The 25,853-nt window shown below is 64.2% G+C and carries 25 protein-coding genes and 1 tRNA gene; 10 read left to right on the top strand and 16 right to left on the bottom strand.

Annotated features, from left to right (window positions below):
• Positions 1-5: 5 nt before the first annotated feature.
• Genes P5705_RS06225 through P5705_RS06240 form a run of 4 tightly spaced genes read right to left on the bottom strand, consistent with a single transcriptional unit; the run spans position 6 to position 4,949 of the window.
• Positions 6-1,298 carry an HlyD family type I secretion periplasmic adaptor subunit gene (locus P5705_RS06225; RefSeq protein ID WP_277460017.1) on the bottom strand — a complete coding sequence of 431 codons (1,293 nt, stop codon included), beginning with the start codon at positions 1,296-1,298 and terminating at the stop codon, positions 6-8.
• Complete coding sequence (locus P5705_RS06230) at positions 1,295-3,016, bottom strand: type I secretion system permease/ATPase (protein ID WP_277460018.1); 1,722 nt, start codon at positions 3,014-3,016, stop codon at positions 1,295-1,297. Before P5705_RS06230 ends, P5705_RS06225 begins: the two co-directional genes overlap by 4 nt.
• A 44-nt stretch (positions 3,017-3,060) precedes the next feature.
• Positions 3,061-3,438, bottom strand: coding sequence for an AprI/Inh family metalloprotease inhibitor (locus P5705_RS06235; protein WP_277460019.1), 378 nt, complete (start codon positions 3,436-3,438; stop codon positions 3,061-3,063).
• Between the two features lie 53 nt (positions 3,439-3,491).
• Positions 3,492-4,949 (bottom strand): serralysin family metalloprotease, encoded by a 1,458-nt coding sequence (locus P5705_RS06240; RefSeq protein ID WP_277460020.1) that lies wholly within the window; start codon positions 4,947-4,949, stop codon positions 3,492-3,494.
• A 443-nt stretch (positions 4,950-5,392) separates the two neighbouring features.
• Here P5705_RS06240 and P5705_RS06245 point away from each other — a divergent pair, with 443 nt between their 5' ends.
• Positions 5,393-5,770 carry a hypothetical protein gene (locus tag P5705_RS06245; RefSeq protein ID WP_011532826.1) on the top strand — a complete coding sequence of 126 codons (378 nt, stop codon included), beginning with the start codon at positions 5,393-5,395 and terminating at the stop codon, positions 5,768-5,770.
• A 241-nt stretch (positions 5,771-6,011) separates the two neighbouring features.
• A complete protein-coding gene (locus P5705_RS06250) occupies positions 6,012-8,141 on the top strand; it encodes a TonB-dependent siderophore receptor (RefSeq protein ID WP_277460021.1) in 2,130 nt (709 codons plus the stop codon).
• A gap of 173 nt (positions 8,142-8,314) precedes the next feature.
• Here the strand turns inward: P5705_RS06250 and P5705_RS06255 are convergent.
• A tRNA-Ser gene (locus P5705_RS06255) sits at positions 8,315-8,404 on the bottom strand.
• A 289-nt stretch (positions 8,405-8,693) separates the two neighbouring features.
• Between P5705_RS06255 and P5705_RS06260 the strand changes: the two genes are divergently transcribed.
• The 3 genes from P5705_RS06260 to P5705_RS06270 all read left to right on the top strand — a co-directional run bounded on the left by P5705_RS06260 (position 8,694) and on the right by P5705_RS06270 (position 11,347).
• On the top strand, positions 8,694-9,383 hold the full coding sequence (locus P5705_RS06260; protein WP_277460022.1) for a crotonase/enoyl-CoA hydratase family protein: 690 nt from the start codon (positions 8,694-8,696) through the stop codon (positions 9,381-9,383).
• A gap of 188 nt (positions 9,384-9,571) precedes the next feature.
• A complete protein-coding gene (locus P5705_RS06265) occupies positions 9,572-10,288 on the top strand; it encodes a lysophospholipid acyltransferase family protein (protein ID WP_277460023.1) in 717 nt (238 codons plus the stop codon).
• An 87-nt stretch (positions 10,289-10,375) separates the two neighbouring features.
• Entirely contained in the window at positions 10,376-11,347 is a 972-nt protein-coding gene (locus P5705_RS06270) for a magnesium and cobalt transport protein CorA (protein ID WP_277460024.1), read from the top strand.
• 120 nt (positions 11,348-11,467) lie between these two features.
• On the opposite strand, the gene P5705_RS06275 is transcribed toward P5705_RS06270, so the two are convergent.
• A complete protein-coding gene (locus P5705_RS06275; RefSeq protein ID WP_277460025.1) occupies positions 11,468-12,202 on the bottom strand; it encodes an amidotransferase in 735 nt (244 codons plus the stop codon).
• A 528-nt stretch (positions 12,203-12,730) separates the two neighbouring features.
• On the opposite strand from P5705_RS06275, the gene P5705_RS06280 reads away from it, so the two are divergent.
• The gene (locus tag P5705_RS06280; RefSeq protein ID WP_277460026.1) at positions 12,731-13,537 is read left to right on the top strand and encodes a c-type cytochrome; all 807 of its coding nucleotides are present in this window, start codon (positions 12,731-12,733) and stop codon (positions 13,535-13,537) included.
• A 55-nt stretch (positions 13,538-13,592) separates the two neighbouring features.
• On the opposite strand, the gene P5705_RS06285 is transcribed toward P5705_RS06280, so the two are convergent.
• The 4 genes from P5705_RS06285 to P5705_RS06300 form a co-directional block, all read right to left on the bottom strand.
• Positions 13,593-13,925: a ribonuclease E inhibitor RraB gene (locus P5705_RS06285; protein WP_277460027.1), complete on the bottom strand. Its 333-nt coding sequence runs from the start codon at positions 13,923-13,925 to the stop codon at positions 13,593-13,595.
• 184 nt (positions 13,926-14,109) lie between these two features.
• A complete protein-coding gene (locus tag P5705_RS06290; protein WP_277460028.1) occupies positions 14,110-14,346 on the bottom strand; it encodes a hypothetical protein in 237 nt (78 codons plus the stop codon).
• A 140-nt stretch (positions 14,347-14,486) separates the two neighbouring features.
• Positions 14,487-16,565 (bottom strand): LTA synthase family protein, encoded by a 2,079-nt coding sequence (locus tag P5705_RS06295; RefSeq protein ID WP_277460029.1) that lies wholly within the window; start codon positions 16,563-16,565, stop codon positions 14,487-14,489.
• A 168-nt stretch (positions 16,566-16,733) separates the two neighbouring features.
• A complete protein-coding gene (locus P5705_RS06300) occupies positions 16,734-16,925 on the bottom strand; it encodes a PLDc N-terminal domain-containing protein (protein WP_011532816.1) in 192 nt (63 codons plus the stop codon).
• Between the two features lie 126 nt (positions 16,926-17,051).
• On the opposite strand from P5705_RS06300, the gene P5705_RS06305 reads away from it, so the two are divergent.
• On the top strand, positions 17,052-17,978 hold the full coding sequence (locus tag P5705_RS06305) for a ZIP family metal transporter (RefSeq protein ID WP_277460030.1): 927 nt from the start codon (positions 17,052-17,054) through the stop codon (positions 17,976-17,978).
• 154 nt (positions 17,979-18,132) lie between these two features.
• On the opposite strand, the gene P5705_RS06310 is transcribed toward P5705_RS06305, so the two are convergent.
• Together P5705_RS06310 and P5705_RS06315 are read right to left on the bottom strand one after the other, a co-directional pair.
• Positions 18,133-18,663 carry a hypothetical protein gene (locus tag P5705_RS06310; RefSeq protein WP_277460031.1) on the bottom strand — a complete coding sequence of 177 codons (531 nt, stop codon included), beginning with the start codon at positions 18,661-18,663 and terminating at the stop codon, positions 18,133-18,135.
• Positions 18,664-18,723: 60 nt separating this feature from the next.
• Positions 18,724-19,233 carry an ankyrin repeat domain-containing protein gene (locus P5705_RS06315; protein ID WP_277460032.1) on the bottom strand — a complete coding sequence of 170 codons (510 nt, stop codon included), beginning with the start codon at positions 19,231-19,233 and terminating at the stop codon, positions 18,724-18,726.
• A gap of 268 nt (positions 19,234-19,501) precedes the next feature.
• Between P5705_RS06315 and P5705_RS06320 the strand changes: the two genes are divergently transcribed.
• Entirely contained in the window at positions 19,502-19,774 is a 273-nt protein-coding gene (locus tag P5705_RS06320) for a DUF3509 domain-containing protein (RefSeq protein ID WP_213660093.1), read from the top strand.
• A gap of 4 nt (positions 19,775-19,778) precedes the next feature.
• Here P5705_RS06320 and P5705_RS06325 read toward each other — a convergent pair whose 3' ends face one another.
• The 3 genes from P5705_RS06325 to aroC all read right to left on the bottom strand — a co-directional run bounded on the left by P5705_RS06325 (position 19,779) and on the right by aroC (position 22,678).
• The gene (locus P5705_RS06325; protein WP_277460033.1) at positions 19,779-20,315 is read right to left on the bottom strand and encodes an oxidase; all 537 of its coding nucleotides are present in this window, start codon (positions 20,313-20,315) and stop codon (positions 19,779-19,781) included.
• The gene (locus P5705_RS06330; RefSeq protein ID WP_277460034.1) at positions 20,315-21,469 is read right to left on the bottom strand and encodes an MFS transporter; all 1,155 of its coding nucleotides are present in this window, start codon (positions 21,467-21,469) and stop codon (positions 20,315-20,317) included. Before P5705_RS06330 ends, P5705_RS06325 begins: the two co-directional genes overlap by 1 nt.
• 117 nt (positions 21,470-21,586) lie before the next feature.
• Positions 21,587-22,678, bottom strand: coding sequence for a chorismate synthase (aroC, locus tag P5705_RS06335; RefSeq protein WP_277460035.1), 1,092 nt, complete (start codon positions 22,676-22,678; stop codon positions 21,587-21,589).
• 176 nt (positions 22,679-22,854) lie between these two features.
• Between aroC and P5705_RS06340 the strand changes: the two genes are divergently transcribed.
• Both P5705_RS06340 and P5705_RS06345 read left to right on the top strand, forming a co-directional pair.
• Positions 22,855-23,814 carry an alpha/beta hydrolase gene (locus P5705_RS06340; RefSeq protein WP_277460036.1) on the top strand — a complete coding sequence of 320 codons (960 nt, stop codon included), beginning with the start codon at positions 22,855-22,857 and terminating at the stop codon, positions 23,812-23,814.
• Between the two features lie 124 nt (positions 23,815-23,938).
• Positions 23,939-24,721 carry a hypothetical protein gene (locus P5705_RS06345; RefSeq protein WP_277460037.1) on the top strand — a complete coding sequence of 261 codons (783 nt, stop codon included), beginning with the start codon at positions 23,939-23,941 and terminating at the stop codon, positions 24,719-24,721.
• 96 nt (positions 24,722-24,817) lie between these two features.
• Here the strand turns inward: P5705_RS06345 and prmB are convergent, their stop codons facing one another.
• Positions 24,818-25,726 carry a 50S ribosomal protein L3 N(5)-glutamine methyltransferase gene (prmB, locus tag P5705_RS06350; protein WP_277460038.1) on the bottom strand — a complete coding sequence of 303 codons (909 nt, stop codon included), beginning with the start codon at positions 25,724-25,726 and terminating at the stop codon, positions 24,818-24,820.
• Positions 25,727-25,853: the final 127 nt, after the last annotated feature.

Raw genomic sequence — 25,853 nt, forward strand, 5'->3', positions numbered from 1 at the left:
GGTCCTTATTGTTCGGTCAAAGCAGTGCCTGCACGGTCGAGCAGGGGTTTGAACAGGTAGTTGAGCAGCGAACGCTCGCCGGTGCGCACGAACAGCTCGGCCGGCATGCCCGGGCGGATCGCCAGCCCTTGCAGGCGCGCCAGCGCTTCTTCGCTGACGGTGCTGCGCAACACGTAGTACGGCTGGCCGCTGCGCTCGTCGATCAACTGGTCGGCCGACACCAGCGCCACCTCCCCCGTGACCCGCGGCGTGCGGTTCTGGTTGAAGGCGGTGAACAGGATGTCCACCGGCAGTTGCGGCGCGACCTTGTCCACCAGGTTGACCGGCAGGCGCCCTTCCACTTCCAGCGCGGTACCTTGGGGCACGATCTCGAGCAACGTGTCGCCGGGGCGCACGACAGCGCCTTCGGTGTGCACGCCAAGGTTGACCGCGATGCCGTCGGCCGGCGCCTGGATTTCGCTGTGCTGCAACTCGAAGCGCGCCGAGTTGAGCTGTTGCTCCAGGGTGGCAGCCTTGACCTGGGCTTCGGCCAGTTGCGTGCGCACCTCTTTCTGGTATTCCTCGCGACGCTGCGCAAGGTTCAGCCGCGACTCGACGATCACCTGCTCCAGCCGCGCGCTCTCGCCGGCGTTCTGCGCCAGGTCGCGCTGCACCTGGGACAGCTGGCGCTGGTACTCCAGCACACGGTTGCGCGGAATGTAGCCGTCGCCGGCCAGCGGGCGCAGGTTGTCCAGTTGCTCGCGCAGCGAGTCGACCTGGGCCTGCAGGTCGCTGCGGGCACGGCGCATGCCGGCCAGTTGGGCCTGGGAGCCGTCGATACTGGCAGCCAATGCGCCCTGCTCGCGGGCCTGGGCCTGGCGGCGGCTGTCGAACAGCTGGCGCTGGCCTTCCAGGATCAAGCCGAGCTTGGCGTCGGCATCCTCGACCAGGTCGGCGGGAAACTGCACCTGCCCGAGGTTGTCGCGTTCGCTCTGCCAGCGCGCCAGGCTGGCACGGGTCATGCGGTACTGGGCCTGCAACGCGTCGACATCGGCCTGCACCTGGGTGCGGTCGAGGCGGAACAGCGGCTCGCCCTGGCGCACCTGCTGGCCCTCGCTGACCAGGATCCGGCTGACCACGCCACCGGCCATGGACTGCACCGCCTTGCGCTTGCCCGAGACCACCACGGTGCCTTGCACCGGCACCCCCTGGTCGAGCGGGGCCAGGCTGGCCCAGGCCATGAAACCACCGAAACCGACCAGCGTCAGCACCCAGCCCAGGCGCACATGAAAGCGCGCGTCACGTTCATGCCGGCTCATGCGCCACCTCCGGCCTGCAGCGGTCGTTGCGCCGGCCCCTGGCCGAGCGCGTGGAGAATGTCGCGCGCCGGGCCGAAGCCCTGCATGCGCCCTTCGTTCATTACCAGCAGCTTGTCGGCCTGGCCCAGCGCCGAGCTGCGGTGGGTCACCAGCACCACGGTGCGGCCCAGGGCCTTGAGCTGGAGGATGGCGTTGGCCAGGGCCGCCTCGCCGGGGCTGTCGAGGTTGGAGTTGGGCTCGTCGAGCACGATCAGGCACGGGTTGCCATACAACGCCCGGGCCAGGGCAATGCGCTGCTTCTGACCACCGGAGAGGTCGCCGCCATCTTCGCCCAGGCGTGTGTCGTAGCCCTTGGGCAGGCGCAGGATCAATTCATGCACCCCCGCCAGGCGCGCCGCCTCGACCACCTTGTGGCCGTCCAGCTCGCCAAAGCGGGCGATGTTTTCGGCGATGCTGCCGCGCAGCAGTTCGATGTTCTGCGGCAGGTAACCGATATGCGGGCCAAGGGCCTCGCGGTCCCATTGGTCGAGCTCGGCGCCATCCAGGCGCACATGCCCACCCAAGGTGGGCCAGACACCCACCAGGACCTTGGCCAGGGTCGACTTGCCGGAGCCCGAGGCACCGAGCACGCCCAGTAACTCGCCGGGTTCAAGCTGGAAATGCACTTGCTGCAACGTGGCCTGGGTGCGCCCAGGCGGCGCGGCGCTCATCTGTTCCACGGTCAACTGCCCGGTCGGTGTCGGCAGCGGCATCGGCACAGGTGCTTCGGGGTGGTCGCGCAGCAGGCTGTCCAGGCGCTGGTAGGCCAGCTGGGCACCGCTCCACTGCTTCCACACGGCGATCAATTGGTCGATCGGGGCGAGCACCCGGCCCATCAGGATGGAACCGGCGATCATCATGCCCGGGGTCATCTGCCCCTCGATCACCAGCAGGGCACCCAGGCCCAGCACCAGCGATTGCAGGCACAGGCGCAGGCCCTTGCTGGTGGCGGTGATCACCGCCGAGGTGTCGCTGGCCTTGTTCTGCAGGTCGAGGAAGCGCCCGTGCAGGTCGAACCAACGCCGACGCAGGGCCGCGAGCATGCCCATGGCCTGGATGCTCTCGGCACTCTGCAACTGGCTACCGGCCAGCAGCGTCGATTGCTGCTGGATGCCGCTGGCTTCGACCAGGGTCTTGTGGGTGAGGCGTTCGTTGAGCACGGCCAGGGCGATCAGCAGCAGCGCGCCGACGGTGGCCATCACCCCCAGCCAGACGTTGAAGGCGAAGATCACCGCCAGGTAGATGGGGAACCACGGGGCGTCGAAGAAGGCGAACAACGCAGGGCCGGTGACGAACTGGCGCAGTTGCGTGAGGTCGCCCAAGGCCTGCCCGGCCGCGCCATCGCGATGGCGCAAGTTGCGTTCGAAGGCGGCACGATAGACATTCAGGTTGAAACTTTTTTCCAGCTGGTTGCCTACCCGGATAACAATGAAACTGCGCACGGCTTCAAGCCCGCCGATATATACGAAGAAGCCGACGACCATCAGGGTGAGTACCCATAAAGTTGTAGTGTTCTGTGAACTCAGTACACGGTCGTACACTTGAAGCATATAAATGGACGGCACCAGCATCAGGATATTGATCAAGGCTGTGAAACAGCCAACGCTGATCAACGTCGACTTATGTTCGCCGAGCGCTGCCCACAAAGGCGCCCCGGGCTTCCTGCTCGGTAGTTTCATATTTCGCCCTTTTAACCCGACCCCGTGAAAGTGCCGGGCTGGGTTTATTTGTCCAGGCGCTCGAGCACCAGTTGAGTCCCTTTTGGCGTGGTCCAGCCGTAGCGATTTGCGCCTTCGCGGCTGAAGTGCACCACGGTGCTGCCATCACCACCCACCAGGGCCAGCGTATCGGGGGTCACCAGCCAGCTACCGGGGCGCAGGCCCAGCAGGCGCTCGGCGCACGCCAGGTCGCCGTCCAGCTTGCCTTCGCTGGCGGCCAGGCGCAGGTCGCAGGCCTGTGCCTTTTGTTGTTCGGGGTAAAGCTGCCAACGCCCGGCCAGTTGCGCGGCGTTGGGGAGTAGCAGGCTGCTCGCCATACCTACCTCGGTCATCAACATCAATGGAATCGCGGCCAGCGCGATGATTCGTTCGATAGTTCGCATCCGTCGACCTCGTCGGCAGAAGGGGCGACGCTCGCGCGCCGCCCCCACCTGCATCAGACCACGATGTCGGTGACAGCGGCCTGGCCAACGGTAGTCACCAGGAAGTCAGCCGAGCTGTTCCCGGTGAAGTCGATGGACAGGCTGCCCAGGTTGGTGCCCTGGTCGTAGCTCAGCACGGCTTCGCCGGCATGGCCGGTGAAGGCGTTGACGAACTGCAGCGGCAGCTTGTTCACGGCGAACGCGGAAATCGCCGACAGGTCGATCTTGTCCTGACCCGAGGTGAAGTCCATGATCCGGTCCGGCGCGGCCTTGGTGGAATCGCTGATAGCGCCAAACACGAAGGTGTCCGCGCCAGTGCCGCCCCACAGCTGGTCGGCACCGCCACCACCGTAGATGATGTCGTTGCCGGCACCACCCTTGAGCACGTTGGCCAGCGCGTTGCCGATCAGCAGGTCGTTGCCCGAACCGCCGAAGGCATTTTCGATGGTCACGCCCTTGGCGATGGACACGTTACCGATCATGCCGCCAACATCGGAGAACGACGCTTCGTTGAGGTTGATCTTCTGGTTCTGGGTGAACCCGGAGAAATCGAAGGTGTCGTTGCCGCCACCGTCCCACACCGAGAAGACCAGCTTCGACGAGGCCGAGGTGGCCGAGTAGAAGTCGCGTTCAGCGGTGGAGTTGAAGCCGTAGGTGGTGTCGCCGGCACGGGTGGCGTAGTTGGCGCCGTAGAGCTTCTGGATCGCCAGGATGTCGTCCATCAGCGGGGCCGAGGCGTAGTACTGACCGCCGCCCTTGACGAAGTTCTGCCCGTTGTTGCTTTCGCTCCAGTAGCTCATGACGCTGTAGCCACGGGTGTCCTGGGCGTAATCGGCATTGGCGTAGGTCGGGTTGCCCTGGCCGGCGTTGTAGTCGCCGGGGTGGGACAGGCCGAGCACGTGGCCGATTTCGTGGGTCAGGGTTTGACGCCCGTAGTTGCCGGTACCCGGGGTGGTGTTGACCTGGTAGCTGTTGTTGATCAGGTACCAGGATTCACCCTTGTGCGAGCCCGGGGTGTCGAACGGCAGGTAGGCGAACGCCGCGCCACCGTTGCTGGCGCTGAAGTTGCCGTAGGTCATGTGGCCGTCACCGCCCGATGCGGCCTCGGTGAAGGTGACCTTGGCCACGTCCGCCCAGGACTGCATGGAGAGCTTGGCCTGCTCTTTCTGCAGGTCGCTGAACTGGCTGAAAGTGCCCAGCTTGCGCGTGTAGAAGTCGGCAGGCGCCTTGGTCAGGAAGGTGTACGAGAAGCTGATCGTGCCATCCTTGTTCAGGTCCTTCCAGGAGGCGCCATCACGCAGGATGTGATCGGCGGCCTGGTCGGCCGTGAAGGACTTCTTGCCATTGATTTTCGCGCCGCCGCGATCGTACTGGTGGGCAAAAGTATCAATCTGGCCGAAGGAAGAGCTCGGACCCTTCGGTTGCAGTGCGGAAACGGCCGAAACAATAGCGCTTTCTTTGACTTTCGACATGCAGATTACTTCCTTGTTTACAAAAAAGCAGTTGATGTCAGACAGGAGTTTCCCAACTTGGCGAGAGCGTCCTGTCACTCGCCTTTATGCGGCGCAAAAAAACTGACACATGTTGAAACTACCTGTCCAGCCTTTTTTGGCTTCATTTTTTCGTTTTCGAACACGGTCACTGATTCGTATTTTTTTCCTCAAGCTGCGCTCTACCGGCCCCCGCTGATACAATCATTAGTTCTATTAATGAATCGATGACTAATTGGTCACCGAATCGAAGTTTACTTTCGAAAACGCGACTTTCGCTTGAACATCTCGATCGCTGCTTCGTTCTAGGCGCTTAACTACGTGACAACCCGCCGCACGACCCTCCGTCGCCTGGCCGTTGACTTGTCAACGCCCCTGGCGCTCAGTAGGCGTTGGTCACAGCCCCTCCCTGACAGGACGACACAATGACAAGACTCACGGTGCAATCCGGCGATTTCTTGCAAGGTGAAGGCGAGTATCGCAATGGAGCGCTCACACTCAAGACCCCTCGCAGCCCCTCGCCGGGCGAGCGCATTTCACTCACCCGCATCAAGGACCTGAGGTTGGCCAACCTCGAATCGACCCGCAGCCTGGGCAGCGCCCTGGGTTGGGGGGTGGCCGGAGCGCTGGTGGCCGGCCCGGTCGGCCTGCTCGCCGGGCTGCTGCTCGGCGGCAAGGAAGACGAAGTCACCTTCGTCGCTACGTTCAAGGACGGGCGCAAGCTGATGGCCATCACCGATGGCAAGACCTGGTCGAAGATCGACGACAACTGGCGCAAGCATCAGCGTCCGGCCGCGGCCTGAATCGGCCCCCGCTCCGTTCGTTCTGACCGCTTCGTTCTGTAGGAGCGGCTTTAGCCGCGATCACCCGCAAAGCGGGTGCCGGGCACCGCGTTGCCTGCATCGCGGCTAAAGCCGCTCCTACAGAATTCGATTCCCCTGAAACATCGAATCCCATGCTTGGCAGCCTGCTACCATGGCGCCCTTTTGCCTGCCCGACAGCCGCCGACCGATAACGGCGCGTCCGCCTTCCAAGGAGCCTTGCATGACCCCGCTTCGCCCCCGCCTGCCCCTCGGCCTGCTCAGCCTCGGCCTTGCCCTGCACAGCGGCCAGGGCCTTGCCGCCGACAGCGTGACCCTGGCCCCCGTGCGTGTCTCGGAGGTCTACGGCAACGAGGGCTACCAGGCACGCGAGGCCCAGGTGGGCGGCCTGCACAACGCCCCGCTGCTGGACACCCCCGCCGCAGTCAGCGTGTTCAACCGCCAACTGCTCGACGACCGCCAGGTGCGCAAACTGAGCGAAGTGCTGCAGAGCGACGCCTCGGTGGGCGAAAGCTACGCGCCAGTCGGCTACTACGAGAACTTCAACGTCCGTGGCTTCGAGCTCAATGCCGCCAGCAGCTACCGGATCAACGGCCAGACCATAGCCGGCGAACAGAACGTGGCCCTGGAGAACAAGCAGCAGGTCGAGCTGCTCAAGGGGCTCTCCGGGCTGCAGAGTGGCGTGTCGGAGCCCGGCGGCCTGGTCAACTACGTGACCAAGCGCCCGGAGGACGTGCGCAGCGTCAGCGTCTCGACAAATGAGCAGGGCGAGCGCTACCTGGCCACCGACCTGGGCGGCTGGTTCGGCGCCGAGCGTCAGTTCGGCCTGCGCGCCAACCTGGCCCATGAAGATATCCGCTCGTATGTCGACCACGCCGACGGCAAGCGCGACTTCGCCTCGCTGGCCTTCGACTGGCAGATCAGCCCGGATGCCGTGCTCGAACTGGACGCCGAGTACCAGCACCGCGAGCAGTATTCGGTGCCGGGCTACCAGTTGCTCGGCGGCACCCAGGTGCCCCATGGGGTCGACCCCAAGGACCACCTGGCCTGGCAGTCATGGGCAAAGCCGGTGCAGAACGATTCGCTGAACCTGGGCGGTCGCTTCAAGTACCAGTTCAACGACACCTGGAACGGCACCCTCAGCGCTTCGCGCAGCAAGGTGGTGATCGACGACTACAGTGCGTTTGCCTGGGGCTCTAGCGAAGGAGCGTTCTTTGGCAGCACGGGCGACTATGACATCTACGACTTCCGAAGCCCCGACGACACCCGCCGCATCGACGAAGCACAGGCCATGCTCGATGGGCGTTTCGATGCGCTGGGCGTGGGCCACGAATTGACTGTGGGTGCCAGCGCCCAGCGCCGTACGCTCGATCAAAGGCCTTACTACAACGAATGGCTGGGTACCGGCAACATCTACACCGGTGCCCCCGCCCTGCAACCCTCCGACAAATCCATCGGTTCCAGCGAGCGCCGCCTGGACAGCCGCCAATACGGCCTATTCCTCAGCGACCGGATCACCCTCAACGAAAACTGGCAAACCGTGATCGGCGCCCGGGAAGTCCGCCTGGATGAGAAGACCTGGGACGAGAACGGCGTTGCCGGTCGGCATACCCAGCAGTATCAACTGCTGCCCAATGCGGCGCTGATCTACAAACCACAACCGGACACCACGCTGTACGCCAGCTATTCCAAGGGTCTGTCCGCTGGAGGAACAGCGCCGTGGTTCGCCAGCAATGCCGCCGAGATCCTCGCGCCCACCCTGTCGCGTCAGATGGAGGTTGGTATCAAGCGTGACTGGCAGGGCATGAGCTTCAGCGCCGCCCTGTTCCAGATCCGTCAGGCCTACCAGTATGCCCGGCCCGAGGGCGGCAGCTTCACCTACGTGCAACAAGGCCAGCAGAAGAACACCGGCCTGGAACTGGGCGCCAGTGGCCAGGTGACCTCGAACTTGCAGATCCAGGCCAGTGCCGCGGCGATCCGCGCGCGCGTGCAGAACAGCGGTACCGACGCCTACGAAGGCCATCAGGCGATCAATGTCCCGCGCCTGCGCGCCGCCCTGCACGCCGACTACGCCCTGCCCGTGCCCGGCCTGGCCCTGCTCGGTGGCGCGCGCTACAGCGCCAGCAAGTACGCCAGCCAGGCGGGCAATGCCGAGGTTGGCGGCTACACCGTGTTCGACATCGGCAGCCGCTACCGTACCCGTATCGGTGGTTACGACACCGTGTTGCGGCTGACCGTGGACAACGTCTTCGACAAGCGTTACTGGCGCGACGTGGGGGATTACCTGGGCGACAACTACCTGTTCCAGGGCACGCCGCGTACGGCTCGGCTGTCGGCTTCCGTCAGTTTCTGACAGTCATTGTGATGTGCTGACTGCACTGGCCCTTTCGCCGGCAAAGCCGGCTCCTACAAGTACGGCGCCGGCCTCAAGAGCGGCGCCAAACCTGTAGGGGCCGGCTTGCCGGCGAAAGGGGCAGAAAACAAAAAGCCCCCGAACCTTTCGATTCGGGGGCTTCTCGTAGAATGTGGCGGTGAAGAAGGGATTTGAACCCTTGATACGATTTCTCGTATACACACTTTCCAGGCGTGCTCCTTCGACCACTCGGACACTTCACCGTTTCTCTTCAAGCTATTCAGCCTGTCGAGGCGCGCTAATTTAGTAGAAGAGCTTTTCTTTGGCAAGCATTTTTTTCAGAATTTTCATGCGCTTAAGCCAATTCCCCGAAAACGCTGGCTTATCAAGGCAATGCTGCCATTGTGCCCAGCGCTTTTCCCTACCGCCAAGGCCCTGCCCCGACTGGCCAAGGGTTGCCGGCCTGGCACTGACTGGCCAGTCAGCCTTGGCGCTTTACCTGGCCTGCGCCGCTGGGTAACGTCGTCGCCACGCCACCCAAAGGACTCTGCCATGAGCGAGCTGATTACCTACCACGCCGAAGACGGCATCGCCACCCTGACCCTGAACAACGGCAAGGTCAACGCCATCTCGCCGGATCTCATCGCCGCCTTCAATGCCGCCCTCGACCGCGCCGTGGAAGAACGCGCCATTGTGATCATCACCGGCCAGCCGGGCATTCTCTCCGGCGGCTACGACCTCAAGGTAATGACCGCCGGCCCCAAGGAGGCCGTCGGCCTGGTGACTGCCGGTTCCACCCTGGCCCGCCGCCTGCTGTCACACCCCTTCCCGGTAATTGTCGCAAGCCCCGGCAATGCCGTGGCCAAAGGCGCCTTCCTGCTGCTGTCGGGCGACTACCGCATCGGCGTCGAAGGCCCCTACAAGATCTGCCTGAACGAAGTGCAGATCGGTATGACCATGCACCACGCCGGCATCGAACTGGCCCGCGACCGCCTCAGCCGCGCCGCCTTCCAGCGGGCGGTGAACAATGCCGAGATCTTCGACCCGCAGGGCGCGCGCGAAGCCGGCTTCCTCGACAAGGTGGTGCCGGCCGAACAACTGCACGAGACCGCCCTGGCGGCTGCCCGTGAGCTGAAGAAGCTGAACATGCTGGCGCACAAGAACACCAAGCTGAAGGTGCGCAAGGCCCTGCTGGAGGCGCTGGACGAGGCGATCCTGCAGGACCAGAACCACATGGGCTGATCGCCGAGCCTATGCCTCTGTAGGAGCGGCTTCAGCCGCGATCACCCGCGCAGCGGGTGCCGGGAACGCGGCGCCTGCATCGCGGCTGAAGCCTCTCCTACAAAGATCCGCCTGACGCTCACCGAGTATTTGCCCCGGACAGTGCACATCCGTACACTGCGCCGCGACTGTCTGGTGTGAGCCGTTCCATGCTTTATATCTTGCGCATGCTCCTGCTGGCGCTGCATTTCCTGCTGGTTGGCGTGCTGGGCCTGCTGATCGGCCTGCTCCGCCCCTTCAACCCGGATAACAGCCGCGTGTTCGCCCGCCTTTATAGCGTGCCGGCCGCCTGGTTCATGCGTATCCGGGTAAAGGCCGAAGTCGGCCCGCTGTGGGACCAGCCCCCCGGTTGCGTGATCATCGCCAACCACCAATCCAACTACGACCTGTTCATCATTGGCCAGGTGGTGCCTCGGCGTACCGTCGCCATCGGCAAGAAGAGCCTGGGCTGGATCCCGCTGTTCGGCCAGTTGTTCTGGCTCGGTGGCAATGTGCTGATCGACCGCAAGAACGCCTACCAGGCGCGCAAAGCCCTGCAGGCGACCACGCGCACCTTGCGCGACGACACCTCGATCTGGATCTTCCCGGAAGGCACGCGCAACCCCGGCGAGCAATTGCTGGCATTCAAGAAAGGCGCCTTCCACATGGCCATCGAAGCCGGCGTGCCGATCGTGCCGGTGTGCGTCAGCCGCTACACAAAGCGCCTGGGCCTGAACAGCTGGCGCCAACGCACGGTGATCATCCGCTCGCTGGCCCCCATCGCCACCGCCGGCCTCACCGCGCAGGACATCCCCGCGCTGATCGAGCAATGCCGCACCCAGATGCAGCACTGCATCGACCACATGGAACACGAACTCCCCGTGTAGCTGTGCAATTGTTCACGCCCCACAGGTTGCCCCGGGCCGCCTTACAGCCCAAGCTGTCACGGTGTTCAACCGAATAAGCGGACAACCATGGGTCGAGTCGTCGCGTCGGCGGTGTACAGCGCCGGCAGGAAGGTCACCAACATCAGCCTCGACGAAGGCGCCGAGTGGGCCCGCAAGCCCGGGCACTTCGTCTGGATCGGCCTGGAAGAGCCCAACGCCGAGGAGCTGGCCAACCTGCAACGCCAGTTCGGCCTGCACGAACTGGCCATCGAGGATGCCCTGGAAAAACACAGCCGGCCCAAGCTCGAGACCTTCGGTGACGCGCTGTTCATCGTCACCTACTCGCCGGTGCGCCACGAAGGGAAGCTCGAGTTCATCGAAACCCATATCTTCGCCGGCAACGGTTACATCATCACCTGCCGCAACGGCCACTCGAAGTCCTACGCCTTGGTGCGCCAACGTTGCGAAGCGCGCCCGCTGCTGCTGGAACACGGCGAAGACTTCGTGCTCTACGCCCTGCTCGATTTCGTCACCGAAAACTACCAACCGGTCAGCGAGGCGATCCATGGCGAGATCGAGGAGCTGGAGCAGAGCGTGCTCGGCAACTCGCTGAAGGAAGAGGACGTCCAGCGTTTGCACAGCCTGCGCCGGGATATCCTGCGCCTGCGCCGCTACGTGGCGCCGATGGTGGAGGTCAGCGAGGAACTGCAGCGCCTGAGCTTCCCGTTCATCGACAAGAACATGCGCCCGTATTTTCGCGACGTGCAGATCCACGTCACGCGGCAGATGGAAGACCTGGCCGGCATTCGCGATATCGCCAGCCAGACCATCGAGATCGGCATGCTGCTGGAGTCGTCACGCCAGAGCATCACCCAACGCAAGTTCGCCGCCTGGGCGGCGATCCTGGCGTTCCCCACGGCAATTGCCGGGATCTACGGGATGAACTTCCAGAACATGCCGGAGCTGGGCTGGCATTACGGCTACTTCGCCGTGCTTGGGGTAATTGGGTTGGGGTGTTCGGGGTTGTACTACAGCTTCAAGCGATCTGGTTGGCTTTAGACCATTCGCCAGCAAAGCTGGCTCCTACAGGTACTGCGGCGATCTTGCGCAACCTGTAGGAGCCAGCCTTGCTGGCGATGCCCGGCATAGCCGGGCCAGGACACACCGCTGGCCCGACAATCACACCGAGCTATTGCCCGCCTTGGCCGACTGCTGAATGAACCGCATCATCCACTCACCCACCAGGTCACCCTGGTGCTCGCTCTCCAGGCTGGCCACGGCCTTCTGGTAGACCTCCTCGCCCAGGAAGTCCTGACGCGCATCGAGCAATGCGCGCGAATAGTCGTGGACGAACTCCGGATGCCCCTGGAAACACAACACCTGGTCACGGATGTGATAGGCGGCGTTCGGGCAGAAGTCGCTGGAGGCGATCACCGTGGCGCCCTCAGGCACTGAGGTAACCTGGTCCTGGTGGCTGATCAACAGCGTCAGCTCGGTCACTTCCGGGTCCATCCACGGCGCATGGGCCGCCAGGCTGTAGCGGTGGATTCCCACTCCCCAGCCCTTGTCGGCACGCTCGGCCTTGCCACCGAGGGTCAGCGCCAGCAACTGGTGGCCAAAACACACGCCCAGCAGTTTTTCGCCACGCTCATACAGCTTGAGCAGGTAGGCCTTCAGCGTCTGGATCCAGGGGTCGCTGCCGAACGAATCGGCCTTGCTGCCGGTCACCAGGTAAGCGTCGAAGACTTCGCCGTCCGCGGGGTAGTCGCCATTCATCACGTTGTACACGTCGAACTCGGCGGCGACCGGCTGACGCGAGAACAGCTGCTCGAACATCCTTCCGTAGCCCTGGTACTGCGCAACCAGCTCAGGTCGCAGGACATCGGTTTCAAGGATGCAGATGCGTAACGACATAGGGATAGTCCTGAACGACATGTGTGTGGGAAGTGCTGTAAAGACTGACGCGAAAGGCTCGTACAAGCAAGTAGGATGTCCAGACGAACGGTAGGCCCTGTAACCCTTGGTAACCCTGCCCGCGCACTCGTCTAGCCCCAGCGTGGCAGCGATATGGCCAGTGGCCTTAAAACCAGCTGAAATCATCTACAACCCAGTTAGAACAAAGGGTTCTGAAACAGGGATGACGCGGGCCCTACTGTTGGTTGTATACCCAGACACAAGAGGCAAGCAGGCATGGCGCTTCATCGCGCCACTGCGATCGACCCGACGCGCGACAGGGAAGCCAAGGGTTATTCAGGAATAACAACAAGAAGGCGGTCCGCCATGTTCAGACAATCGAAAGTACGCCAAGCAGGGCTCATTCTCTTCGCCACCACGCTGCTGCTGATTCTGCCGAACCTCACCCGGCTGTTCGGTTGAACAGTGCGGTGGCCATTAATGGCAATGCGCAGGTAACCTGCCGACCTTGATGGTTGGAGATTGCCCATGCGCGCGTGCCTCACCCTGATCTGCCTGCTGCTTGCCCTGCCTTCGTGGGCGACGCAGCTGACCCTGGAACTGGGAACAACCAGCCGCCACTGGCAAAGCGAACAATTGCTCGACCACCCCCAGGCCAGGGATATCACCATCGAGCAGGACGTCACCTACAAGCGCACCCAGCATTACCGCGCCGTGCCGCTGGCCGCGCTGCTTGAGGGGGTGAAACCGGGCGATCACCTGCAGGCCGTCGCGCTGGACGGTTTCGCCGCCGAGATGCCGGCCGCCACGTTGCTGCAGCCAGGCCCGGCGCAGGCCTGGCTGGCCATTGAGGATCCGGCTCACCCCTGGCCCTCGATCGGCGCTGGAAAACCGAGCGCGGGGCCTTTCTATCTGGTCTGGACCCAACCTCAGGCCAGTGGCATACGCCCGGAGCAGTGGCCGTTCCAGATCACCACGATTCGCCGCCTGGCAGCGGTCGAGGCACGTTTTCCCGCCTTGCTGCCCGATCCGGCCCTGGCTCTGGACGCCCCCGTTCGCCGCGGCTTTGCCTTGTTCCAGCAGAACTGCCTGGCCTGTCATCGCCTCAATGGCGCGGGCGACGCGCAACTGGGGCCAGACCTGAATCTGCCGCACAATCCCACCGAGTATTTCCAGCCGGCATTCCTGCGCCAGTACATACGAGATCCCCAGAGCCTTCGGCGCTGGCCACAGGCGAAGATGCCAGGCTTCTCGCCCCAGGTGCTCAGCGAGCAGGAGCTTGATGCGGTACTGGCTTATCTGGAGCATATGGCTGGGCGAAAGACTGCCGACTAGTGCGCGGCCCTGTTCGCCGGCAAGGCCGGCTCCTACAGGTACGTATGCAAGCAGGCTAGGCGATCGGCCGCTCCTGCTTGACGCCCCAGCCTTCGACCTCGCCACCGTACGGCGAGATGGCACGCTCGAAGGACTGCTCGAACGCCCCGATGCCGCCATGGGTGGCGTACATGACCTTGCTCAGTTCCAGGTGCCAGGCACCGTCGTCACGCTCGCTGACCTGCGCATTGAGGGACTCGCCGCGAAACGCCCCGGCGGCGCGCCGTGCGCCTGCCTCGTCAGGGAAGACGGCATAGAACTCGATGGGGTGGATGCGGGTGAAATCGAAACCGCCAGCTTTCATCTGGCGCAGGACACTGCTGCTGATATCTTCGTTCTGGCTGCTCATGAAACGTCCTCCTGCAAAGCAGTGGATAGACTTTCAGTGCACGACGCACCTGCCTGGCAACGGTGCCATGCCTGGCAATTAGAGCTGATGCAAGACGCGAATCGAACCGACACAGGCCCGCAGATTAGGCCGGTGCCTCACTCCAGCGTAGTGCCTGTGCAGGCACCACGCCAGAAGCCTGCTTTCAGGGGACTTCGCGGATATCGGTGATGACGACGCCGTTCTGCTCCTTGAGCCAACGCGCCGTGGGTGAATGGGTACGGCCCTGGAAGTCGTTGAGGTCCAGTTCGTCCATGACCGGGAACAGATGCGAACGTATCGCGCGCGCGGCGTCTTCCTCGCTGGGGCACTGCTCGGCATTGATCAGCAGCGACGTCGGCTCGCCTTTCTGGTCGGCAAAGATGACTTCCCACTCTTTCATCGATCGGCCCTCGCTAAACGCGCAACGGTGAGTGATACCCGTAATAGCTGACCGCCATGCAAGCTCGTCGTTCAGGGGTTCAGGCCGGCAACGCAAAAAAAAGCCCGCCAATGACGGCGGGCTTTCCTGGTGCGTATCACTTACTTCGGCGTGCCGTGCACCACACCGGCGGTGTTGTCCAGCAGGCTCTTGGTCGCCGTCTGGATGTACGCCTCGAGACGCTTGAGCATCTGCGGCTGGTCCGGGCTTTCGATCAGCTCGGCCTTGAACTCGCGGCCCAGCTGGTAACGGTACATGCGCGGGGACATGTCCTTGGACTCGATCAGGATACGGTCACCCTGCACCAGGCCGACGATCTGCTCGCTGCCCGATGGCTTGATCATGCCCACGCCCTCGTCGCCCTCAGGCAGGTTGAGCAGGTCGCGACCCCAGCATTGGTGACGGGTCTGGCCACCCAGGCGGCCCATGATGGTCGGCACGATGTCGACCTGGGTACCGACAGTGTGGTTCACCGCGCCGAACTTCTCCTGGATGCCCGGGGCGATCAGCAGCAACGGCACGTTGAAGCGGCCCAGGTCCAGCTCGGTGACCTGCTGGTGGTTGCCGAAGCCATGGTCGCCAACGATGACGAACAGGGTTTCCTTGAAGTAAGGCTCCTTGCGCGCCTTCTCGAAGAACTGGCCCAGCGCCCAGTCGGAGTAGCGCATGGCGGTCAGATGCTCGTCCAGACGCCCCTGGCCGGTGACCTTCTCGACCGGCAGGTTGCTCGGCAGCGCGTACGGCGTGTGGTTGGACAGCGTCTGCAGCAGGGCGTAGATCGGCTTCTTGCCGTCATGCTTGGCCAGCTCTTCGTTGCCGCGGTCGAACATGTCCTGGTCGGACACGCCCCAGGTCGGGTCGGAGAACACCGGGTTGACGAAGTCATTGCGGCCAATGAAGGTGGTCATGCCCTGGTTGCCGAAGAACCCGGACTGGTTGTCCCAGGCGAAGTCGCCGTTGTAGACGTAGACATCGTCATAGTCGCGGGCACTGAGCAGGGCCGGCAGGCCGGACAGCTTGTGGCCACCCTCCGGGGTCTGCATCAGGTACTCGAAGCCCGGCAGGTTGGGGAAGCAGGCCATGGTGGCGAACATGCCCTGGTGGGTGTGGGTGCCGTTGGAGAAGAAACGGTCGAACAGCAGACCCTCCTTGGCCAGCTTGTCGAAGTACGGGGTGATGTTGTTCGGGCTGCCCAGTGCCCCCACCGAGTGGCCGGCGAAGCTCTCCATGAGGATCACCACGACGTTCTTGATCGGCAGGGTGCGGCCCTGCGGCGGCACGAAATCGCGGCGGATCGCGGCTTCGTCCGCGTCGACCAGGGTGTCGTGGGCGGTCAGCAACTGCTCGCGCACGCTCTGGGTGGCCTCATCCTGCTTGAGCACCGGCTTCCAGATATTGGCGCGGTCCTCGCCATAGCGGCTCTTGGCGGCGTCGATCAACGTCAGCGTGCCGTTCAGGCCCAGCTGGTTGACGAAGTTCGAGTCCGTGGTGAAGGCATCGCCCCAACGCATCGGCGGGCCCTGGCGCAGGGTGCCGCGGGCGGCGATCACGGCCACCAGGAGGATCACCATGAATACGGCCAGGCGGCCATACCACGGTGCGACCGAGCGACGGCCAGAGGCCTGGACGGAGTCACCGGCGCCACGGGTCAGGCGGTCGATGCCCTTGAACAGCAAGCTCAGCAGCCAAGTGCCGAACAGCCACGCCAGCAGGTAGCGGACCACCGGGAAGCCGTACCAGAGCATGCTCATGACGGTCTTGGGGTCTTCCTGGATGTACTGGAACACCAGGCCGTTGAGGCGCTGGTGGAACTCGCGGTAGAAGTCCATCTCCATCAGGCCGAGGAACATCACCACGCTCGAGGCGATGGTCAGCCAGAAGCGGAACAGCCCACGCCGGGCCATCAGCCAGGGGCTGAGCAAGGCCAGCAGCAGCGGGATGCTGATGTACACCACCACCCGCAGGTCGAACCGCAGGCCGTTGAAGAAGCCTTCGGCGACGGTCGAGTAAGGGGTGTCGCCGATCATGTCGCTGTTGTAGACCAGCAGCGCCAGGCGCACCAGGCTGAGCATCAGCATGATCACCAGGCCGCTGAGCAGCGTGTAGGCCAGGTGGGATTTCAGGGTTGGCGAGAACGAGCCTCGCACGCCCTGTTGCTTCAAGGCGTCCGTGTTAGCCATGAATGGAGAGGTCCTAGGATTGCGGTTTGCGGGAAGGCGACAATCGCCGACAGCCAGGCGGTCCGACCATTACCGTGGCCACGGACCAAGGCCGCATTGTGCGGCGCGAATTCTCAAAAATCGAGTGTGAAAATTTTGTCGAAGCGCTGGCCATGGCCGCCAGCGCATCTATATCCGAATGTTGCCCCGCGGCCCGGCGATCGCCCAGATGATCAGCCCTACCACTGGCAGCAACACGATCAACAGGATCCACAGCACCTTGATCCCTACTTCGGCGCTGCTCTTGATGACATTGAGAATCGCCCAGATGTCCAGGGCCAGGATGATCAGGCCAACCAGGCCATTGAAGGTCGAACCCATGCCGCCGCCCCCGCGAGATGACTGTGTTGCAGAGCATAGCTGGCTATGGCGCCGATAGAAGGGAATCCTTGGCCGACCACGCCGGTCACTGGATAGACTGCCGTTATCCACCGTCCCGAGGTCCGCATGCCCCCAGCCAATACCCAACTCTCGATGATCAGCGCCTGGCGGCAACAGGCGCTCGACACCCCCTGGCTCAGCGCCGGCCTGCTGCTGAGCCTGCTCGCCATGCTCGCCTTGCTGATGGCGAGCGTCTGGAATGCCATCAACGGCGACCACGCCGACAACCTGCACCTGGCGTTGCTCGGTGGCCTGTCCGGCTTCGGCGCCACGGCCCTCGGCGCGGTACTGGCGGTGGTCCTGCGCGATGTCAGCGCACGCAGCCAGGATGTGATGCTGGGTTTCGCCGCCGGGATGATGCTCGCGGCCAGCTCGTTCTCGCTGATCCTGCCTGGCCTGGATGCCGCCCGGGACATCACCGGTAACGGTCCGGCCGCGGCCTTTACCGTAGTGCTGGGGATGGGGCTGGGCGTGCTGTTGATGCTCGGGCTCGACCGCTTCACCCCACACGAGCACGAAAGCACCGGGCCCTGCGGGCCGGAAGCCGAACGGATCAGCCGGGTCTGGCTGTTCGTGCTGGCTATCACCCTGCATAACTTGCCCGAGGGCATGGCCATCGGCGTGAGCTTCGCCAACGGCGACCTGAACATCGGCCTGCCGTTGACCAGCGCCATCGCCATCCAGGACATCCCCGAAGGGCTGGCCGTGGCCCTCGCCTTGCGCGCCACGGGGCTATCGAACCTCAAGGCGGCGCTGGTGGCGATCGGTTCCGGGCTGATGGAGCCCCTGGGGGCGGTCATCGGCATGGGGATTTCCACCGGCTTCGCCCTGGCCTACCCGATCAGCATGGGGCTGGCGGCGGGGGCGATGATCTTCGTGGTGTCCCACGAAGTGATCCCGGAAACCCACCGCAACGGCCACCAGACGGCGGCGACCCTGGGTTTGATGGGCGGGTTCGCGGTGATGATGTTCCTCGATACAGCATTGGGTTGAAAGGCCAAGCGCAATCCCTGTAGGAGCGGCCTTGTGCCGCGAAAGGGCTGCGCAGCAGCCCCGGGATTCCAGAGTTGGGCAAGGGGATATTGGGGCCGCTTTGCGGCCCTTTCGCGGCACAAGGCCGCTCCTACAGGGGAGTAGTAACCCCGGCTCAGACGTGTACCGCCACCTTCAGCGCCTCCAGCGCCGGCTCCACCTTGATCCCCAGCGCCGCACCCAGCTCCTGCACCCGCGCCAGGTCGTTCTGCCCCACCATCACCATCTGCAACTCGTCATCGAGCAACTGGCTGAAGTTCAGCAGCACATAGCCGCCGGCCTCTTTGTTCAGCGCGCCCATCTGCACCTGGATGCGGTTGAGCGCGGTCAGCGGCTCGGTGCGCGCCAACTGCTTGGGCTTGAGGGTGAACGGCACGCTCTTGTCGAACGAGTCGCTGATCTGCTGGAACAGGTCCTGGTAAGTGTCGGCCTGGAACACCACGGTGTCGGGCAGGCTGCCGAGCACCACCCATTCACCCAGCGGGATCGGGAAGGTGTCGTCGTAGTTGATGTCCGGGTTGGCGGCGAGGAAGGCGGCGGGGTCGGCATAGGCCTGGGCGGCCTCGGCGGCGATGCGCTCGATGACGTCATCGGGCATGCAACCCGCGCCGATGAGGCTGATGAATTCGAGCAACTGGTCTTTCATTGGGGGCCCTGCGGATTGGCGTAAAAGGCGCCAAGGATAGCCGCAAACGCCCCCCGGGGGTTAGCCGAGCAGCGCCTCGAGACGTGCTGCGGTCTCCATCGCGCCCATGGTCCGCGCCGCGACCAGCGCCGTGGTGCCCGCGGCATCGCGGTGCGCCGCATCGGCACCCTGGGCCAGCAGGTGATCGAGGATCTCCAGGCGATTGAACATGGCCGCCAGCATCAGCGCGGTACGGCCATCAGCGGCGGCGGCATCCACCGGCACCCCCTGCGCCAGCAGCAGGCGGATCATCGCCAGGTCGCCCTTGAACGCTGCACCGGCAATGGGCAACTGTCCGTTGTCGTTGGCGATCAGCGGGTCGGCGCCATGGGCCAGCAGCACGCGAACCGCCTCTTCATGACCGTGATAGCTGGCCAGCATCAGCAAGGTGTCCCCCTTGTGATTGCGCAAGTCGGCCGGAAGGCCACTGGCGAGCAGGCGTTCAAGCATGGGCGCATCACCGCGGCGGGCGCATTCGAAGACTTCTTCGGCGAAGGCGGCGGTCGCTTCGGCGGACTGTTGGTCGGACATCGGGAACCTCCTGGCAATTTCGTGAGGCCAAGTGTTGGCCAGGCACCCTCCAGGGGTCAAAACGTCAGATTCTATGGGGCAGAGAGAACAAAGCTATTACCGTGCAAATTGCACTGTGCAAAATGCACGACCTTGCAAAATGCAAATAGCTCGATGTCAAAAATAAACATAACTTATTGTTTTATAAGGATTTTATAAAAACTGAAAGACTGGCACGCTCACTGCAAATCCCAACTCACGTCTGCCAGTACAACAGTCAGGAGTTGCCATGGACCTCATCCAGGAAAAATTCACGTCGGTGTTCTCTGCCTACCAGGTCGCCACCCAGTCTCGGCCGGACGGCGGCATCTTGCTGACCTTGCGCGCCGCCGATGGCGTGGTGACCCGTCGCGTGCTGTCGTATGCACAATTGCACAGCGCCGAACAGCTGTCCTGGGCCATCAGCGCCATCCGCCGCGACCTGGCCGAACAGGCCTGCGACCTGCCGGTAATCTCGAGGCTGCAAAGCCAGCAGCGCTTCGCCCTGCCGACCTATCGCTGATCGCTCAGAGCTCGTCGAGCCCCGGGAACTGCCGGGCACCGGCATCACCGGTGAACCGCGGCTGCTTGCCCTGCGCGCTGTCGAACAGGCGCAACGCCAGGCAGAACGGGGCATCGCCCAGGTCCAACCAGCGCCGTACCCTTGCTGGAATCACCAGTACATCGTCCTTCTCGCACAACACAGCATGAACGACGTCGCCCAGGCGCAACGTAACCTGGGCACGCCCGCTGATCACCGCGAACACTTCCTCGGCATCATGCACATGCTCATCGCGCAGGTCGTCCAGGGCCGGATCGACACCTTCGCGGCTGAGCACGGCGAATGCGGCACTGCCGTGGGCCGTCATCAATTGATCGAGGGGCTCGCGGCAGGCATCCAGGACCTCACCTTCGCTGCTGCCGGGGCGCAGTCGCACCCCCGATTGCCAGCGGCCGAAACGCACGCCCTGTTCGGCCAGGGTCGCGGCGATGTCGTCGTGGTGGGTCAGCACCTTGTTCGGCAGTTCCGGGCTGGACGGGTCGAAAACACTGAGGATGCTCATCAGGGGTCGTTCCTGCTTTCTTTCAGAGGGAGGGCAATGATAACGGCTGCGGCCAGTGCCGCGACGCTGGCCATACCAAAGGTGAAGTGCGGGCCGAGCAGTTTCCAGCTGTAACCCGAGTACAGGGCGCCCAAGGCACCGCCGGTGCCGGACAGCGCCGCGTACAATGCCTGGCCCTGGCCCTGCTGGCGCGCACCGAAACTGGACTGGACGAACGCGATGCTGGCGGCGTGGAAACAACCGAACGTGGCGGCGTGCAGAACCTGGGCGAGTACCAGCAGCGCCGGGATCTCGGCCAGGTTGCCCAGCAACAGCCAGCGTACGGCGGCCAGCAGAAAGCTCGCCAGCAGCACCCGGCGCACCGAAACCCGCGCAAAGATCCGGCTCATCACCATGAATACCAGCACTTCGGCCACCACCCCCAGCGCCCACAGCAGGCCAATGGCGCCACGGCTGTAGCCCAGGTGCTCAAGGTGCAGGGTGAGGAAGGTGTAGTAAGGGCCGTGGCTGAGCTGCATCAGCGCCACGCAAATGTAGAAAGCCACCACGCCGGGGGCCACCAGTTGCCGGAGGAAGCCCCCCGCCCTACCCTGGTCGGCCTGCTCCACCGGCTGGGCATTGGGCACCCACAGGCTCGCGACGACGATGCCCGCCATGATGGTCACCAGCGCCACCGGGTAGATGTCCAGGCTCAGCCATTCGAACAGCCGACCCAGCCCGACCACACTGAGGATGAAGCCGATCGAGCCCCACAGCCTGACCTGGCTGTAACGTGAAGTCTGGCCGTGCAGGTGGGCCAAGGTAATGACCTCGAACTGTGGCAGCACGGCGTGCCAGAAGAACGCGTGCAGCGCCATGACCAGCGCCAGCCAGGCGTAGCTCTTGGCGAAGAAGATCAGCGAGAAGGTCGCCAGCGTCGCCAACGCCCCCAGACGCACGATCAGCAGGCGCTGGCCCGTGCGATCACCCAGCCAGCCCCAGAGATTGGGAGCCAGGCAGCGCATCAGCATGGGGATGGCCACCAGCTCGCCGATGCGTGCCGGGGAGAAGCCCAGGTGATCGAAGTACAGGGCCAGGAACGGCGCGGTGGCACCGAGCAGGGCGAAATAGAAGAGGTAGAAGCTGGACAGGCGCCAGTAGGGGATGAGGGGCATGGGCTTGATCGATAGGTCGGTTTGGCCTTGCGGTCCCTTCGTCGGCAAGCCGGCTCCTACCAAGGCTTGGTTGTGCCTGTAGGAGCCGGCTTGCCGGCGAAAGGGCTTACCCTCATGTCAGAGCTGCCCCAACACCGGCGTGTCCACTTTCACCTCGGCATTCTGCGCGCGATGACGCAGCAGGTGGTCCATCAGCACGATGGCCATCATCGCCTCGGCGATCGGCGTGGCGCGGATGCCGACGCACGGGTCGTGACGGCCTTTGGTGATCACCTCGACCGGATTGCCATCGACATCGATCGAGCGACCGGGCGTGGTGATGCTCGAAGTAGGCTTGAGCGCCAGGTGGGCGACGATCGGCTGGCCCGAGGAGATGCCGCCGAGAATGCCGCCGGCATTGTTGCTGAGGAAGCCTTCGGGGGTCAGCTCGTCACGGTGCTCGGTACCACGCTGGGCGACACTGGCGAAACCGGCGCCGATCTCCACGCCCTTGACCGCGTTGATGCTCATCAATGCGTGGGCGAGCTCGGCGTCGAGGCGGTCGAAGATCGGCTCGCCCAGGCCCGGCATCACGCCTTCGGCGACCACGGTGATCTTCGCGCCCACCGAATCCTGGTCACGGCGCAGCTGGTCCATGTACGCCTCCAGTTCCGGCACCTTGTCCGGGTCCGGACTGAAGAAGGCGTTCTGCTCCACCGAATCCCAGGTCTTGAACGGGATCTCGATGGGGCCGAGTTGGCTCATGTAGCCGCGTACCCGGATGCCCTGGGTGGCGAGAAACTTCTTGGCGATAGCGCCGGCCGCCACGCGCATGGCGGTTTCGCGCGCCGAGCTGCGGCCACCGCCGCGGTAGTCGCGGATACCGTACTTGTGGTGGTAGGTGTAGTCGGCGTGGGCCGGGCGGAACAGGTCCTTGATCGCCGAGTAGTCCTTGGATTTCTGGTCGGTGTTGCGGATCAGCAGGCCGATCGAGCAACCGGTGGTGCGGCCCTCGAACACCCCGGAGAGGATCTCCACCTCGTCCGGTTCCTGGCGTTGAGTGGTATGCCGGCTGGTGCCGGGCTTGCGCCGGTCGAGGTCGTGCTGCAGGTCGGCGAGCGAAATCTCGAGGCCCGGCGGGCACCCATCGACAATGGCGACCAACGCCGGCCCATGGCTTTCGCCAGCGGTGGTGACAGTGAACAGCTTGCCGTAGGTATTGCCGGACATGGACGCTCCGCGAGATCAGCCTGAAGTGAACGAAAGCGGCCAGTATACGGAAAACACCGGGGTAATGGTGGCCCGTGCTGACCTCAATGCAGGAGCCGGCTTTGCCGGCGAATGGGCCAGCGAACCTTCCACAAACCCCAAGGTCGAAACCAGACCTCCCCAGATAGTACCCGTTGATGAAGTCGCGCCTCGCCGCCCTCCTCCTGCTGCTTTGCACTGGTCTAGCCCAGGCCGCCCCCACCGTGCTGCAACGTCCCATCGACCTGGACACCGGCCAGGGCGTGCTGCACGGCAGCCTGCTGCTGCCGCAGCAGGACACTCCGCCTCCGGTGGTGCTGATCATCGCCGGCTCCGGCCCGACTGACCGCGATGGCAACAACCCGGCTTCCGGGCGCATCGACAACCTCAAGCGCCTGGCCCTGCTGCTGGCCGGCGAGCACATCGCCAGCGTGCGCTACGACAAGCGCGGCGTGGCCGCCAGCCAACCGGCCACGCCCGACGAACGCGACCTCAGCGTGGAACGCTACGTGGCCGACGTCGTCGCCTGGGGCCAGGCATTGCGCCATGACCCACGCTTCGGCCCGCTGATTCTGGTCGGCCACAGCGAAGGCGCGCTGATCGCCAGCCTGGCCGCCGAACAGGCCGGCGCCAGCGCGGTGATCACCCTGGCCGGCAGTGGCCGCCCGGTGGCGCAGGTGCTGCGCGAGCAACTGGCCCAACGCCTGCCCCCTGCGCAACTGAACGCCGCCGTGGCGCTGATCGACAGGTTGCAGGCGGGGCAGACCAGCCTGGACGTGCCGGCGCCCCTGCGCCAGGTATTCCGCCCCAGCGTGCAGCCGTACCTGATCTCGCTGCTGCGCCAGGACCCGGCCGCAGCCTTTGCCCACCTCAAGGTGCCCGCGCTGATCGTCCAGGGGCGCAACGACGTGCAAGTCGAGGTGGCCGACGCCGAACGTCTCAAGGCCGCCAAGCCCGACGCAGAACTGGCGCTGATCGACGGCATGAACCACGTGCTGCGCATCAGCCCCCGGGACATCCGCCAACAGCGTGAAAGCTACCTGAACCCGGAGCTGCCCCTGGCGCGCGAACTGGGTGAGCGGATCGTCGCTTTCATCCACCAGTTACCACCCACCTGAGGGCTCGATCACCGACAATGCTCAGGTCTTGGCCCGAGCTGCCGATAATGCAGCTATGAAGGTCGTGATCACGGCGCCGAGGCCCGCTGAACACCTGGCCGCCGTGCACTTGAGGATTGCCCTGATGACCGATGCCCCCGCCGCCGAGGCGACAGAAGAACAAGCCCCGGACAGCGCCCCCCAGCCGTGGGCGGACCTTGCCGCCGAACACTTCCAGCTGCTGCGCCTGGCGCCGCTGCCGACCGACCGCAACAGCGGCGCGCGGCCACTGCGCTTCGTCCAGTTCGGCTACGCCGAGCGCCATGACAAGGCCCACAGCCTGCTGCGCATGGAAATCCGCCTGCCCGGACAGAAAGTGCGCAAGGAACAGAACCAGCTGGACATCCGCGTCGACCACGAGCAGCGGCTGGTGCGCATCGGCAGCGACAGTGGCCTGCAACTCGAACCGCTGAACCGCGGTCTCGGCCGCTTCCTGCTGGCCCAGGCGGTGCAGTGGTTGCAGCAACGTTGCTCGCACTACCGGGTCGAAGGCATGAACCTGCCGAACAAGGATGCGCTCAACGAGGACACTCGCCTGCGCCGCGACCACGTGCTGGCCAGCGTCGGCCTGGCGGTGGAGTACGCCGATGGCCAGTTGCTCAAGGGGCGCGTGGTGGAAACCGCGGTGGGCCAGCTCAAGGGCGGCTGGAACACCGAGAAAGTCCAGCGCGTCGACATCATCGAGGCGGCCGGCATGCTGCAGCAGGCCGAGCAGAACCTGATGGAGAAGGAAGCCCAGTTGCGCGAGCGTGACGAGCGGGTCGCCAAGTACCGCCGTGAAGACAGCGGGTTACGCTTCACCATCACCTGCCTGGTGGCCTTTGCGGTGTTCCAGGCGGGGCTGTTGATCTGGATCGCCACCCGCTGATTGCTCGCCGGCAAGCCGGCTCCTACAGAAAACATCGCGTAGGAACCGGTTTGCCGGCGAAAGGGCTGCAAGGCAGCCCCGTTCAACTCAGACCGATCATACCCGCGAAGCAAACAACGCCTGGTGCTGCCGGCACTGCTCGGCGGTCAGCATGAACACCCCGTGGCCGCCACGCTCGAACTCCAGCCAGGCGAAGTCCACTTCCGGGTACAGCGCCTCGACATGCACCTGGCTGTTGCCCACCTCGACGATCAGCAAGCCCTTCTCGGTCAGGTGCTCGGCCGCCTCGGCCAGCATCCGCCGCACCAGGTCCAGGCCATCATTGCCGCAGGCCAGGCCCAGCTCGGGCTCGTGGTGGTACTCAGCCGGCATGTCGTCGAAATCCTCGGCGTCGACATAGGGCGGGTTGGACAGGATCAGGTCGAAGCGCTGCCCCGGCAAGCCGCCGAAGCCATCGCCCTGCACGGTATAGACACGTTGTTCCAGGCCATGGCGCTCGATGTTCTGGTTGGCCACTTCCAACGCGTCGAAGGACAGGTCGGCCAGCACCACCTCGGCCTCCTGGAACACATCCGCAGCGACGATGCCAATGCAACCGGAACCGGTGCACAGGTCGAGAATGCGTGCCGGTTCCGCCGCCAGCCAAGGTTCGAAACGCTTTTCGATCAACTCGCCAATGGGGGAACGAGGCACCAGCACGCGCTCGTCGACGATGAACGACATGCCGCAGAACCATGCCTCGCCCAGCAGGTAGGCGGTGGGCACGCGCTCTTCGATGCGGCGCTTGAGCAGGTGCTGCAGGCGTACCCGTTCATCGTCCTCCAGCTGGCAGTCCAGGTAGCTGTCGGCCACCTCCCACGGCAGGTGCACCGAACCGAGCACCAGCAGGCGGGCCTCGTCCCAGGCATTGTCGGCGCCGTGGCCGAAGAACAGCTCGTGCTCATGGAAGCGGCTGACCGCCCAGCGGATATGGTCGCGCAGGGTGCGCAGGCGGGATGTGATCACGGGGTACTCCTTTTCAGACAGGACAAAAGTCTAACAGCCCACACCACACATTTGTTTTCTCCGATGGCCGAATGGATAGCCCCAGGCCAGTAACCATGCCGCCTGCAATGTCAACCATTCACATTGA

Origin of the sequence: Pseudomonas entomophila, assembly GCF_029478665.1 — a bacterium.
Lineage (GTDB): Bacteria > Pseudomonadota > Gammaproteobacteria > Pseudomonadales > Pseudomonadaceae > Aquipseudomonas > Aquipseudomonas entomophila_F.

Coding starts and splice junctions, on each gene's coding strand:
- P5705_RS06225 (WP_277460017.1), bottom strand. CDS start 1,298: ATGAGCCGGCATGAACGTGACGCGCGCTTTCATGTGCGCCTGGGCTGG.
- P5705_RS06230 (WP_277460018.1), bottom strand. CDS start 3,016: ATGAAACTACCGAGCAGGAAGCCCGGGGCGCCTTTGTGGGCAGCGCTC.
- P5705_RS06235 (WP_277460019.1), bottom strand. CDS start 3,438: ATGCGAACTATCGAACGAATCATCGCGCTGGCCGCGATTCCATTGATG.
- P5705_RS06240 (WP_277460020.1), bottom strand. CDS start 4,949: ATGTCGAAAGTCAAAGAAAGCGCTATTGTTTCGGCCGTTTCCGCACTG.
- P5705_RS06245 (WP_011532826.1), top strand. CDS start 5,393: ATGACAAGACTCACGGTGCAATCCGGCGATTTCTTGCAAGGTGAAGGC.
- P5705_RS06250 (WP_277460021.1), top strand. CDS start 6,012: ATGACCCCGCTTCGCCCCCGCCTGCCCCTCGGCCTGCTCAGCCTCGGC.
- P5705_RS06260 (WP_277460022.1), top strand. CDS start 8,694: ATGAGCGAGCTGATTACCTACCACGCCGAAGACGGCATCGCCACCCTG.
- P5705_RS06265 (WP_277460023.1), top strand. CDS start 9,572: ATGCTTTATATCTTGCGCATGCTCCTGCTGGCGCTGCATTTCCTGCTG.
- P5705_RS06270 (WP_277460024.1), top strand. CDS start 10,376: ATGGGTCGAGTCGTCGCGTCGGCGGTGTACAGCGCCGGCAGGAAGGTC.
- P5705_RS06275 (WP_277460025.1), bottom strand. CDS start 12,202: ATGTCGTTACGCATCTGCATCCTTGAAACCGATGTCCTGCGACCTGAG.
- P5705_RS06280 (WP_277460026.1), top strand. CDS start 12,731: ATGCGCGCGTGCCTCACCCTGATCTGCCTGCTGCTTGCCCTGCCTTCG.
- P5705_RS06285 (WP_277460027.1), bottom strand. CDS start 13,925: ATGAGCAGCCAGAACGAAGATATCAGCAGCAGTGTCCTGCGCCAGATG.
- P5705_RS06290 (WP_277460028.1), bottom strand. CDS start 14,346: ATGAAAGAGTGGGAAGTCATCTTTGCCGACCAGAAAGGCGAGCCGACG.
- P5705_RS06295 (WP_277460029.1), bottom strand. CDS start 16,565: ATGGCTAACACGGACGCCTTGAAGCAACAGGGCGTGCGAGGCTCGTTC.
- P5705_RS06300 (WP_011532816.1), bottom strand. CDS start 16,925: ATGGGTTCGACCTTCAATGGCCTGGTTGGCCTGATCATCCTGGCCCTG.
- P5705_RS06305 (WP_277460030.1), top strand. CDS start 17,052: ATGCCCCCAGCCAATACCCAACTCTCGATGATCAGCGCCTGGCGGCAA.
- P5705_RS06310 (WP_277460031.1), bottom strand. CDS start 18,663: ATGAAAGACCAGTTGCTCGAATTCATCAGCCTCATCGGCGCGGGTTGC.
- P5705_RS06315 (WP_277460032.1), bottom strand. CDS start 19,233: ATGTCCGACCAACAGTCCGCCGAAGCGACCGCCGCCTTCGCCGAAGAA.
- P5705_RS06320 (WP_213660093.1), top strand. CDS start 19,502: ATGGACCTCATCCAGGAAAAATTCACGTCGGTGTTCTCTGCCTACCAG.
- P5705_RS06325 (WP_277460033.1), bottom strand. CDS start 20,315: ATGAGCATCCTCAGTGTTTTCGACCCGTCCAGCCCGGAACTGCCGAAC.
- P5705_RS06330 (WP_277460034.1), bottom strand. CDS start 21,469: ATGCCCCTCATCCCCTACTGGCGCCTGTCCAGCTTCTACCTCTTCTAT.
- aroC (WP_277460035.1), bottom strand. CDS start 22,678: ATGTCCGGCAATACCTACGGCAAGCTGTTCACTGTCACCACCGCTGGC.
- P5705_RS06340 (WP_277460036.1), top strand. CDS start 22,855: ATGAAGTCGCGCCTCGCCGCCCTCCTCCTGCTGCTTTGCACTGGTCTA.
- P5705_RS06345 (WP_277460037.1), top strand. CDS start 23,939: ATGACCGATGCCCCCGCCGCCGAGGCGACAGAAGAACAAGCCCCGGAC.